The 12,000-nt window shown below is 39.3% G+C and carries 15 protein-coding genes; all 15 read left to right on the top strand.

What is annotated here, in order from left to right:
• Positions 1–2: 2 nt before the first annotated feature.
• A complete protein-coding gene (flgD, locus tag MKY06_RS21360; protein WP_025601684.1) occupies positions 3–431 on the top strand; it encodes a flagellar hook assembly protein FlgD in 429 nt (142 codons plus the stop codon).
• A gap of 25 nt (positions 432–456) precedes the next feature.
• Positions 457–1,251 carry a flagellar basal body rod protein FlgG gene (gene flgG, locus MKY06_RS21355; protein WP_013058870.1) on the top strand — a complete coding sequence of 265 codons (795 nt, stop codon included), beginning with the start codon at positions 457–459 and terminating at the stop codon, positions 1,249–1,251.
• A 35-nt stretch (positions 1,252–1,286) separates the two neighbouring features.
• Positions 1,287–1,496 carry a flagellar FlbD family protein gene (locus tag MKY06_RS21350; protein WP_025601682.1) on the top strand — a complete coding sequence of 70 codons (210 nt, stop codon included), beginning with the start codon at positions 1,287–1,289 and terminating at the stop codon, positions 1,494–1,496.
• A 3-nt stretch (positions 1,497–1,499) separates the two neighbouring features.
• The gene (gene fliL, locus MKY06_RS21345) at positions 1,500–1,931 is read left to right on the top strand and encodes a flagellar basal body-associated protein FliL (RefSeq protein WP_025601680.1); all 432 of its coding nucleotides are present in this window, start codon (positions 1,500–1,502) and stop codon (positions 1,929–1,931) included.
• Between the two features lie 20 nt (positions 1,932–1,951).
• Positions 1,952–2,938 carry a flagellar motor switch protein FliM gene (gene fliM, locus MKY06_RS21340; protein WP_029711210.1) on the top strand — a complete coding sequence of 329 codons (987 nt, stop codon included), beginning with the start codon at positions 1,952–1,954 and terminating at the stop codon, positions 2,936–2,938.
• Between the two features lie 4 nt (positions 2,939–2,942).
• Positions 2,943–4,073 (top strand): flagellar motor switch phosphatase FliY, encoded by a 1,131-nt coding sequence (gene fliY / locus MKY06_RS21335; RefSeq protein ID WP_025601678.1) that lies wholly within the window; start codon positions 2,943–2,945, stop codon positions 4,071–4,073.
• Positions 4,074–4,094: 21 nt separating this feature from the next.
• Complete coding sequence (locus MKY06_RS21330; RefSeq protein WP_013058865.1) at positions 4,095–4,457, top strand: response regulator; 363 nt, start codon at positions 4,095–4,097, stop codon at positions 4,455–4,457.
• A 63-nt stretch (positions 4,458–4,520) separates the two neighbouring features.
• Positions 4,521–5,162, top strand: a complete 642-nt coding sequence (locus MKY06_RS21325; RefSeq protein WP_029320595.1) for a flagellar biosynthetic protein FliO — start codon at positions 4,521–4,523, stop codon at positions 5,160–5,162.
• Positions 5,155–5,823 (top strand): flagellar type III secretion system pore protein FliP, encoded by a 669-nt coding sequence (fliP, locus tag MKY06_RS21320; protein ID WP_013058863.1) that lies wholly within the window; start codon positions 5,155–5,157, stop codon positions 5,821–5,823. The genes MKY06_RS21325 and fliP overlap by 8 nt, the downstream gene beginning before the upstream one ends.
• 10 nt (positions 5,824–5,833) lie before the next feature.
• Positions 5,834–6,103, top strand: coding sequence for a flagellar biosynthesis protein FliQ (gene fliQ / locus MKY06_RS21315; RefSeq protein WP_016765390.1), 270 nt, complete (start codon positions 5,834–5,836; stop codon positions 6,101–6,103).
• Positions 6,104–6,105: 2 nt separating this feature from the next.
• Positions 6,106–6,882: a flagellar biosynthetic protein FliR gene (gene fliR / locus MKY06_RS21310; protein WP_013058861.1), complete on the top strand. Its 777-nt coding sequence runs from the start codon at positions 6,106–6,108 to the stop codon at positions 6,880–6,882.
• Positions 6,883–6,884: 2 nt separating this feature from the next.
• The gene (flhB, locus tag MKY06_RS21305; protein WP_013084780.1) at positions 6,885–7,967 is read left to right on the top strand and encodes a flagellar biosynthesis protein FlhB; all 1,083 of its coding nucleotides are present in this window, start codon (positions 6,885–6,887) and stop codon (positions 7,965–7,967) included.
• A 30-nt stretch (positions 7,968–7,997) separates the two neighbouring features.
• Positions 7,998–10,034, top strand: a complete 2,037-nt coding sequence (gene flhA, locus MKY06_RS21300) for a flagellar biosynthesis protein FlhA (RefSeq protein WP_098279085.1) — start codon at positions 7,998–8,000, stop codon at positions 10,032–10,034.
• Complete coding sequence (gene flhF / locus MKY06_RS21295) at positions 10,034–11,131, top strand: flagellar biosynthesis protein FlhF (protein WP_029320603.1); 1,098 nt, start codon at positions 10,034–10,036, stop codon at positions 11,129–11,131. Before flhA ends, flhF begins: the two co-directional genes overlap by 1 nt.
• Positions 11,124–11,993 (top strand): MinD/ParA family protein, encoded by an 870-nt coding sequence (locus MKY06_RS21290; protein ID WP_098279086.1) that lies wholly within the window; start codon positions 11,124–11,126, stop codon positions 11,991–11,993. Before flhF ends, MKY06_RS21290 begins: the two co-directional genes overlap by 8 nt.
• The last annotated feature ends 7 nt before the right edge of the window (positions 11,994–12,000 follow it).

Below are 12,000 nucleotides of genomic sequence, written 5' to 3'. Positions count from 1 at the left end.
CAATGACAAATGAAATTACGTCTGACTTGTATTTAAGCAATAGGGAGACACAAGTGAAGCAAACGGGAAACAGCTCGCTTGGCAAAGATGACTTTTTAAAGCTTTTGATTGCTCAGCTTCAAAATCAAGATCCAATGAATCCAATGCAAGACAAAGACTTTATTGCTCAAATGGCTCAGTTTTCATCTCTTGAACAAATGACAAATATGAGCACATCGCTCAATACGTTTTTAACGCAGTCTCAGGCTTCTCCTATTTTAAAAGGAAGCGAATTAATTGGTAAAACCGCTGCATGGTTAGATGAAGAAGGAAATAAAAAGCAAGGAGTCATTTCGACAGCATCTGTCAAAAACAATGAGGTATCGTTTAGGATCAATGATGAAAATCATACGGTACTTTCGCTAAACGAGATCTTAGAAGTAAGCAGTTAACCAACCAAATTTAAGGAGTGATTTTATGTTACGTTCGATGTATTCAGGAATCAGCGGCATGAAAAATTTTCAAACCAAATTAGATGTCCTAGGAAATAACATTGCCAACGTTAATACATACGGCTATAAAAAAGGACGTACAACGTTTCAAGATTTAGTGAGTCAGCAGGTAGCAGGGGCAACGGCACCGGGAGCTAACCGTGGAGGTGTTAATGCTAAACAAGTCGGGTTAGGTTCAAAGATTGGCACGATTGATACAGTTCAAACGGCAGGAAGCATTCAGTCAACGGGGCGTCCGCTTGATTTAGCTATTTCTGGAGACGGCTATTTTGTTGTAAATGATGGGAAATCGGACTACTACACAAGAGCTGGGAATTTTTATTTAGATAGCAGCGGTAATTTGGTGACGGGTGATGGACTGTACGTACAAAAAACTGGAGGAGGAAATATTAACATTCCTTCAACAAGTAAGAGCTACAGTATAGGAGCAGATGGAAAGGTTAATATCATAGATGCTAATGGAAATATAACTCCAAATACACCAACAATTGAACTTGCTAAATTTGCAAATAACGAAGGCCTCGAAAAAGCAGGAGGAAATCTATTTGCTAAAAGCGTAAACTCAGGAAATCCTTTAGTAGGAAACCCAGGAGCTAGCGGTACAGGAACTCTGGTATCAAGCGCCCTTGAAATGTCCAACGTTGATTTATCAGAGGAATTCACGGACATGATTGTTGCACAGCGCGGATTTCAAGCGAACACAAGAATTATTACAACATCCGATGAAATACTGCAAGAGCTAGTGAATCTGAAACGATAGGCGGGAGGAAGGAGTAAGTATTACTCCGATTGATTATGATCACTTTAACAAGGCTAAACGGCAAAACGTTTACGTTAAATGCTCTCTACATCGAGCAGGTTGAGGCATTTCCCGATACGACCATTACGCTAACGAATAACAAAAAGCTAGTGGTAAAGGATTCAGTTGAAGAAGTGAATGAGAAAGTGACGACCTATTATCAGCGAATTAACGTATTAGGGCTGCAGCAAACGACGGAGGAATAAAGTGTGTTTAAAAATAAGCTAATTAGTAAGATGATTATTATCATGCTTTCTCTTACTTTAATAGGAAGCATTGCTGTTATCGTGACGCTAAAGTATACAGGGCAGGCAAGTACTGAAAAAGGTCCATCTATCGACGATGTGATTAAAGCTTCTGTAGATGTAACGGATATTAAAACAAATTTAAAAAGCAATAACTACATCAGCATTTCATTTAAAATTCAAATGGATAGTAAAAAAGCAGCGGCAGAGCTTCAAAAAAGAGATTTTCAAGTAAGAGACATTATTATCAAAAGGCTCTCAGATATGAGCGCCCAAGATTTTGAAGGAATGCAAGGACTCAGCACGTTAGAAACAGATATTGCAAAACAAATTGATCAATTAATGGAAAACGGACATGTTGTTAAAATTTATACAACGTCTAAAGTGTTGCAGTAAAGAAAAAGGGAGGGAAGCTAGTGGCAGGGGATGTATTATCACAAAATGAAATTGACGCCCTATTATCCGCGTTATCAACCGGAGAGATGGATGCTGATGAGCTAAAAAAGGAAAATAAAAAACAGCGTATTCGTACATATGATTTTAAACGCGCCCTGCGTTTTTCAAAAGATCAGATTCGCAGTTTGACGCGAATTCATGAAAATTATGCGCGCATGCTCATCAACGTCTTTTCGGCGCAGCTTCGTAACATTGTACAAGTGTCCGTTGTATCAGTGGATCAAATTCCGTATGAGGAGTTCATTCGTTCTGTTCCGAAAGTAACCATCTTAAATGTGATAGCCGTCCCTCCTTTAGAAGGGCATATCATTATGGAAGTCAATCCAAACATTGCCTATGCGATGCTTGACCGCTTGCTCGGAGGACAAGGAGAGAGCGGTGGGAAAATTAGTAACTTAACGGAAATTGAAACGAGCTTGGTTCGAAACTTGTTAGAGAAAACGTTAGATAGTATGAGAGAAGCTTGGAGTTCTATTGCGGAAATTGAGCCTGAAACATCAGAGTTTGAAGTGAATCCTCAGTTTTTGCAGGTGATTTCACCAAATGAAATTGTCATCGTCATTTCATTAAACGTACAAATTGGAGATGAAACGGGCATGATCAATCTATGTATTCCGCACGTGACGCTTGAGCCGATCGTGTCCAAACTGTCCGTTCATTACTGGATGCAATCTTCGAAAAAAGAACCTAATGTACAAGAGGTTGAACAGCTAAAGGAACAAATCAATGATGCGGAATTGCAGGTTGTAGCCGAGCTAGGAACAGCGGATATTTCAATTGAAGATTTCCTAGCATTAGATGCAGGAGATGTTATTCGACTGCAAACAAGCGTTCATAATCCGTTAACTATTTACGTCGGAGAACAACCTAAATTTATTGCACAGCCTGGAAAAGTCAGTCGGAAAGTTGCTGTGCAAATTCTAGATGATGTTAAGAGGAGGAACTAAAGGAATGAACGATGACATGCTTTCGCAAGATGAAATTGCTGCGTTGTTAAAAGGAACTTCTTCACTTGACGAGTTCTCAGAGCCGAATAAGTCAAGTCAAGTAGACGATTACTTTACGGAAATGGAAAAAGATGCGCTTGGCGAAATTGGAAATATTTCGTTTGGCAGTTCAGCAACAGCGCTATCGGCTTTATTGAATCAAAAAGTCGATATTACCACACCGTTTGTATCGCTCGTATATAAAGAAGAGCTGACGGATGAATTTCCAAATCCTCATGTCGCTGTGCAAGTTCAGTATACGGAAGGCTTTTCTGGTACGAATTTGTTAGTTATTAAACATGAAGATGCAGCTGTTATTTCAGATTTGATGCTTGGTGGAACGGGAGAGAATCCGACGGAAATCATGGATGAAATTAAGCTGAGTGCAGTGCAGGAAGCGATGAATCAAATGATGGGTTCTGCAGCGACGTCTATGTCTACGGTATTTCAAAAGAAAATTGATATCTCTCCGCCGAGCTTAGATATTTTAAATATTCAAAAAGGGGAAGGCACAGAGCTGATTCCCCAAGATGACGTCTTTGTAAAGGTCTCTTTTAATTTGAAGGTAGGCACATTAATCGATTCGAATATTATGCAGCTTTTATCGATATCTTTTGCCAAAAGCTTGGTGGAAGAGCTCTTAGTTCCAAGCGCAGAAGATACGGCAGCTTCTATTGAAAAAGAATCAGATCTTAACGAAAAGCAAACAGAACCGCCGGCAGCTGAATACATACAGCATGAAGAAACGCAGCAGGCAGAACCTGGTCATGTATCAGTTGATGTTCAGCCCGCATCGTTTGCAGAGTTCGAGCACGTGTCTTCTCCTCAAGGGGATTCACGAAATTTAGACATGCTGCTTGATATACCGCTTCAAGTTACCGTGGAGCTTGGAAGGACTAAGCGAACGGTTCAAGAGATTTTAGCATTATCTTCTGGTGCAATCATTGAACTTGATAAACTAGCAGGCGAACCAGTAGATATCTTGATTAATAGCAAATTAATTGCAAAAGGTGAAGTGGTCGTCATTGACGAGAATTTTGGCGTTCGCGTAACGGATATTATTAGTCAAAGAGACCGTATTAACAAACTAAAGTAAGGATTTTTAGGAGGAGTAGAGATGGGAAACCGAATTTTAATTGTAGATGATGCTGCATTCATGCGCATGATGATCAAAGATATTTTAACGAAAAATGGATATGAAGTAGTAGCGGAAGCGGCAGACGGCCAGCAGGCCGTGGAGTTATTTAAAGAGCATGCACCAGATCTTGTCACAATGGATATTACAATGCCTGAAATGGATGGAATTACGGCCTTAAAAGAAATTAAAACCATAAAAAGTGATGCTAAGGTGATTATGTGTTCAGCCATGGGCCAGCAGGCAATGGTGATTGATGCCATTCAAGCAGGGGCAAAAGATTTTATCGTTAAGCCTTTTCAAGCAGATCGTGTATTAGAGGCAATTTCAAAAGCAATTGGATAAACAACAGATTGGCGGGGCTTTCCCGCTAATCTTACACTATGTTGAAGTAAGAGGTGGCAGACAATGCTGCGAAAGTTCGTAATTGCTGCGCTGTTAATAAGCGTATTAGCAGGATCAAATCAAATCGTCTATGCAGAAAGTGGATCTGCATCGGTAAAAGAATGTTTGGAAAAAACGGAGAAGTGTTCAGAGAGTGGGAGTACTGATTCAAAAGAAAAAACTGAACTCCAGGGGACACCTACGCTTTCAGCTGGAGATATCGTGAAGATGATATTCGCGTTTTTACTTGTAATTGGGCTGCTTTTTGTGCTCTTAAAATTTGTCAATAAAAAAGGAAGGCTGCTGCAAAAAAATAAAGTAGTACAAAACTTGGGCGGTACAAATGTTGGAAGCAGCAAATCTGTACAAGTAGTTAAAGTTGGAAATCAGCTTTTTATCATTGGAGTCGGTGAAAATGTGCAGCTTCTTTCAGAAATTACAGGGCAAGAGAAACAGCAGCTGCTTACGCAGTATGAGGAACAACAGAAAAACGAGAGCGAATATAAAGTCGTACTACCGTCTTTTTTAGAAAAATTGACTTCTAAAAAAGAAGAGAAATCTAGTCATTCTTTTCAACAGCTTTTTCAGAGAGAAATGAATGAAATGAAAATAAAAAGGCAAAACGTACTAAAAGAGTTAGAAAGGAACAAAAAGAACGATGAATGAAGTGATGAACCTCTTTAACTCGAGCAGTCCTACAAATATTTCCACGTCTGTTCAGCTCTTGTTGCTGCTGACGGTGTTTTCGGTTGCTCCTGGAATTTTAATTATGATGACCTGCTTTACACGCATTGTCATTGTGCTGTCATTTGTACGTACATCGCTCGGGACACAGCAAATGCCTCCTAATCAAATATTAGTTGGTTTATCGCTGTTTTTAACGTTTTTTATTATGGCACCCACTTTTTCTCAGGTGAATGAACAGGCGCTTCAGCCGCTTTTAAAAGAAAAAATCACGCTGAATCAAGCCTATGAAAAAGCAGCTGAACCGATGAAAGAATTTATGAGTGCTCATACAAGACAAAAAGATTTAGCTCTTTTTTTAGAATATGCGGATATAGATAGACCATCCTCTGTTCAGGATATTCCCTTAACGGCGCTCGTCCCAGCCTATGCGATCAGTGAGCTAAAGACAGCATTTCAAATTGGATTTATGATTTTTATTCCTTTTCTCATTATCGATATGATTATAGCAAGCGTGCTGATGTCTATGGGAATGATGATGCTTCCTCCCGTTATGATTTCGCTCCCTTTTAAAATTTTACTATTTGTACTGGTTGACGGCTGGAATTTAGTTGTTAAATCATTATTAATAAGTTTTCAATAGGTGATAGACAATGAATGGAGAATTTGTCATTTCGTTAGCAGAAAAAGGCGTGTATACGATCTTAATTGTATCTGGCCCTTTATTGCTGCTGGCCCTTGTAGTTGGGCTCATTATTAGTATTTTTCAAGCAACTACCCAAATTCAAGAGCAAACTCTTGCTTTTGTTCCTAAGATTGTAGCGGTCTTAGTAGGGATTGTATTTTTTGGTCCGTGGATGTTATCAAAAATGATTTCATTTACATATGAAATTTTTTCAAATCTGTATCGGTACGTAGGATAGCTATGAGTCAGTTGATCTTATCCTATCCCGCGTTTTTACTAGTGCTAGTGCGGGTAACGTCTTTTTTTATCACGGTTCCGCTATTTTCATACAAAACGATTCCCGCAGTTCATAAGGTAGGTTTGTCTGCCTCTCTATCCGTCATTATTGCGACAACGATTGATTTACCCGTCGTTTCGTTAGATGCACAGTTTGTACTTTTAGTAGTAAAAGAATGTGCTGTTGGGTTGTTTATTGGTTTGACTGCGTATGTATTTATTATGGCTATTCAAATTGCCGGAGGTCTCATCGATTTTCAAATTGGGTTTGCGATTGCCAACGTAATAGATCCGCAGACAGGGGCGCAAAGTCCGATACTAGGTCAATATTTATATGTATTTGCTCTCCTATTTTTATTATCGACCAATGGACATCATTTATTAATAGACGGCATCTATAATAGTTATTTAATTATTCCGTTAGACAAAACAGCCTTCCCTGTGGGAAGCCAAGCATTTGCTACACACATCATAACTGTTTTTTCATCGATGTTTTTAGTAGCTGTTCAAATGTCTTTACCTTTGGTAGGTTCATTATTTTTAGTAGATATCGCGCTTGGAATTGTCGCAAGAACCGTTCCGCAGTTAAATATTTTTGTAGTGGGATTTCCGGTAAAAATTATTGTTGCCTTTATTTTGCTGATTGTCGTGATGGGGAGCATGTTTTATATGATGCAAATCATATTTGAACAAATGATAGAAGCGATGCACGCGATGATCCGCATATTAGGAGGGGTGTAGCTTTGTTTTTAGTAAAAGTTGATTTGCAATTTTTCGCGGGAGAAAAAACGGAAAAAGCTACACCTAAAAAAAAGCAAGACTCTAGAAAAAAAGGACAGGTAGCTAAAAGTCAAGACGTTACAACTGCGCTCATCCTTTTAATGGTTTTTCTTTATTTTTTGTTTGGAGCTAAACAGTTTTTACAGCAAATGATGAAGTTGTTAAGAGAAGCTTTTCAAACGTATATGCTTGAGGAAGTGACGGCAGAGCGCGTATTTGCAATGTTTAAGCACCTTCTTCCTTCAATAGCCCTTGCAGCAGGTCCTGTTATGCTCGCAGCTTTTATTGCTGCGCTCGGAGCGAATTATATGCAAGTTGGCATTCTTTTTTCCACGGAGGCTCTTCAGCCTAAGTTAGAAAAGATTAACCCTATTAGCGGAGCCAAACGGATTTTTGCCATGAGAGCGCTGGTAGAACTAATCAAGTCAACGCTGAAAATTATGTGTATCGGAGCCGTCACGTTTTTTATCTTATGGATTCACATAGAAGATGTATTAAATTTATCTCAAAAAAGCATAGGGGACTCGCTGGTTGTTCTGTCTAAGCTTGTTTTTCAAATGGGACTTGCAGCCTCGCTTATGCTTTTATTTTTATCGCTGCTTGATTATTTGTACCAAAAGTTTGATTTCGAGAAAAATATTCGAATGTCAAAGCAAGATATCAAAGATGAGCATAAAAACATTGAAGGGGATCCTCTAATCAAATCAAAAATAAAGCAAAAGCAGCGGGAAATGGCAATGTCTCGCATGATGCAAGAAGTTCCAAAAGCAGATGTCATCATTACAAACCCCACTCATTATGCCATTGCTTTAAAATATGATGAAGAAAAAATGGATGCTCCCTATGTTGTAGCCAGCGGCGTGGATTTTATTGCTCAAAAGATTAAAGGGATTGCCAAAAGCCATGAAATCATCATGGTAGAGAACCGCCCGCTGGCAAGAGCACTTTTTGACCAAACCAAAGTAGGAGATGCAGTACCCGAAGAATTTTTTAAAGCGGTGGCTGAAATATTAGCTTACGTATACCGCATTCAAAATAAAATGTAACGTTACGCTATTGTAAGGAGAGAAAAATTAATGTCTGCAAGAGAACTGCCAGTTGTTATAGGTGTTGTACTCATTATCGTCATGCTTGTTATTCCGTTGCCTTCATGGTTATTAAGTATTTTAATCATGATTAACATTTCTCTTGCGCTGCTTGTACTGCTCGTTTCCATGAATATGAAAGAACCTTTAGAGCTATCGGTATTTCCGTCTTTGCTGCTGGTTCTTACGCTGTTTCGATTAGGTTTGAATGTATCGACAACACGTTCAATCTTAGGAACAGGAGAAGCAGGCGGAGTGGTGGAAACATTTGGCCACTTCGTTATTGGAGGCAATCCGTTAGTGGGCTTTGTTGTCTTCATTATTTTAATTATCATTCAGTTTCTCGTTATTACAAAAGGAGCGGAGCGTGTTTCTGAAGTAGCCGCACGCTTTACTTTAGATGCGATGCCGGGTAAACAAATGAGTATTGATGCAGATTTAAATGCAGGTATGATTTCAGAAAAGCAAGCAATTGACCGCCGTGAAAAAATTCAGCGCGAAGCAGATTTTTACGGAGCAATGGATGGAGCTAGTAAATTCGTCAAAGGTGATGCCATTGCAGGGATTGTCATTACCCTTATTAATATCTTGTTTGGAATTATTATCGGCATGCTGCAAATGGGAATGTCCATCACTGAAGCATCCCAAACCTTTACTTTGTTAACAGTAGGCGATGGGTTAGTGAGTCAAATTCCAGCTCTTATGATTTCAACAGCGACAGGTATTATCGTCACTAGAGCTGCTTCAACAGGCAATTTGAGCGAAGATATTACCCAGCAGCTGTTTGCTTTTCCCGTTATGCTTTATGTCACTGGAGGAACGATTGCGGCTCTTGGTTTAATTACGCCAATTAATGATGTTATTACAATGCCTATTGCTATTTTGTTAGGAGTGGGAGGCTATTATTTGTCTCGGGCTAAGCATCAGGCGGTTCGTGAAGAAATGGCGCCTACTGAAGAAGAGCTTGAAGACAATGAAATGAAAAGTCCGGAGAGTGTTGTCAATCTATTAAGCGTTGATCCAATTGAATTTGAATTTGGGTATGCATTAATTCCGCTTGCTGATACGAATCAAGGAGGCGATCTGCTTGATCGAATTGTGATGATTAGGCGACAGCTGGCACTTGAGCTAGGATTGGTCATTCCGGTTGTTCGCATCAGAGACAACATTCAGCTTCAGCCCAACGAATACTGTCTTAAAATAAAGGGCAATGAAGTGGCAAAAGGGGAGCTGCTGCTCGATCACTACTTAGCAATCAGTCCGGGAATGGATGATGATTTGATTGAAGGAATTGATACGTTAGAGCCAGCTTTTAAAATGCCTGCAAAATGGATTAGTGAGTCGGTGAAGGAGCAGGCTGAGATGTTCGGGTATACCGTTGTTGACCCACCGTCGGTTGTGTCTACGCACATAACAGAAGTTATAAAATCGTATGCGCATGAGCTGATTGGAAGGCAGGAGACAAAGCAACTAATCGATCACACAAAAGAAACGTATCCTATATTAATTGAGGAAGTAACGCCTAATCCGCTTTCTGTTGGAGACATTCAAAGGGTACTGGCAAAGCTTTTAAAAGAAAGCGTCTCAATTCGAAATTTACCCATTATTTTTGAGGTGCTGGCCGACTACGGCAAAATGACGTCAGACACCGATTTGTTAACTGAATATGTCCGGCAAGGACTCGCAAGACAAATTACCAGTCAATACACGGTCCAAGAAGGTCTGCTTCGAGTTCTTACCCTTTCAGGAAAAGTTGAAAAAACGATGGCTGAAGCTGTTCAACAAACGGAGCATGGGAATTATTTATCACTAGACCCTAGCGTTTCACAAGCTATCGTAGAAAGTATAGCCAATCAAACAGAAACACTTTCTTTTCAAGAACAGTCTCCAATTGTGTTATGTTCTCCTGCGGTGAGGATGTACGTGCGTCAAATCACTGAGCGGTATTTTCCTCATATGGCGGTTTTATCATATAACGAGCTAGAAGCAAATGTTGAAGTTCAAAGTGTTGGAGTGGTGGATATCTGATGAAAGTAAAAAAATACGTAGTAGCATCTATGCCGCAAGCTATGAAAGCCATTCGTTCAGATTTAGGTGAGGAAGCGGTTATTTTACATTCAAAACAAATTCGAACAGGAGGGTTTCTTGGCTTATTTACTAAGGCAAAAATAGAAGTATTGGCAGCTGTCGATTCTGTAGAAAGGCTGAGCGTAAAGAAGAACTCATCGCCGCCAGAACCCAGTATGGAAGATAATCAATCTTTTATGAAGCAGCAGCTCAGTGAGTTAAATACTCTTCTCTCACAAATGAATCAAAAGCCAAAGGTTTCTTCAGGTTCATATCCAAAAGCAGTGGAGGATGTGCTTGCCTATTTGCGTTTGCAAGAAATAGACGAAGCTATTTTAAAAAGCATAGAGGCTCCTATGCTAGAGTACTACTACTTACATCGCCCTCACTCAAACCAACTTATGGAGTGGACGAAGAGCTGGTTTGTCAATCAGTTTAAAGCAAGTGAATGGAGCGGCCCTTTCAAAAAATATGTAAGTGTAGTAGGACCAACAGGTGTCGGTAAAACAACAACTCTTGCTAAATTGGCCGCAAAGTGTGTCCTGGAATACAATCAAAAAATAGCATTTATTACAACTGACACGTATAGAATTTCAGCGATTGAGCAGCTCAAGACGTACGCTTCGATCTTGAATGCTCCTTTAACGATTTGTTATAACGGAGCAGATTTTAAAAAAGCTTTGCTAGAAACGGAAGCATACGATGTGATTTTTATTGACACAGCAGGCCGTAACTTTTTGGAACAGCAATATGTAAATGATTTAAAGAAAATTATTACGTTTCAAGAAGATTTGCAAACGTTTCTTGTTTTAGCACTAACGTCAAAAGTATCAGATATGAAAGCTGTATATGAACGTTTTGCTAGTCTGCCTGTTGATCACTTGATTTTTACGAAGCAAGATGAAACAACCCACAAAGGCTCGCTTTTAAATATGTTATATCATTACGGCAAGCGAGCTGCTTTTACAACAAACGGGCAGGATGTACCAGAAGATGTTTCGGCATTTAAAATAAAAGAGTTTATTGACGATGTGTTTGGAGATTGGAAAGATGAATGATCAAGCAGCAGTTTTAAGAGAAAAAGTGTTAAAGAAGCATCAAAACTCTTTAAGGAATTGTAAAACACTAGCCGTGTTAAGCGGAAAAGGAGGAGTTGGAAAGTCGAATCTATCATTAAACTTATCTCTTGCACTAACGAAGCAAAAGCAAAGAGTTCTTCTTTTTGACATGGATATAGGGATGGGAAATATTGATATTCTGATTGGTCAAACTGCTTCATATACGATGGTTGATTTGCTGGAAAAAAAGCTTTCCATCCAGCAAATTATTAAAAAAGGTCCTCAAAATTTAGCTTATGTGGCTGGTGGAACAGGAATTTCCTCTGTATTTGAATGGTCTCCATCAGATCTTGCTCATTTAATACAAGAATTAAATTCGTTAACAAATCAATATGATTATATGATTTTTGATATGGGAGCGGGCATGTCAGAGAGTGTGCTTAAGTTTTTAAAAGCTGTAGATGAAATGATCGTGGTCACAACACCAGAACCTACATCTATAACAGATGCCTACGCTGCTATTAAGCTAGCAGCTTCCTATTCTGTATCAGCACCGGTTCGTCTTATTATTAACAAAACGCTTTCTGACAAAGAAGGAAATGAGACGTATGAACGATTTAACCGAGCTGTTCAGCAGTTTTTGAACATATCTATTTCTCTATTAGGTATTGTACCAAACGATCAAGCTGTCCAGAAAGCGGTCAATCCCCAAATGCCTTTTTTGCTTCAAAATCCAGCATCTAAAGCAAGTATAGCACTAATAGAAATGGTGAGTATTCTTATTCCCCACGACAATAGGATAACGGCTAAAAACGAGGGAATGTTTATTCGGCGCCTCAAACGATTTTTTCTTGAAAGGTAGGAAATTA

The sequence above is a fragment of the Priestia sp. FSL P4-0332 genome (assembly GCF_038005845.1).
Taxonomy (GTDB): Bacteria; Bacillota; Bacilli; order Bacillales; family Bacillaceae_H; genus Priestia.
This window is presented reverse-complemented; position numbering and strand designations above follow the sequence as displayed.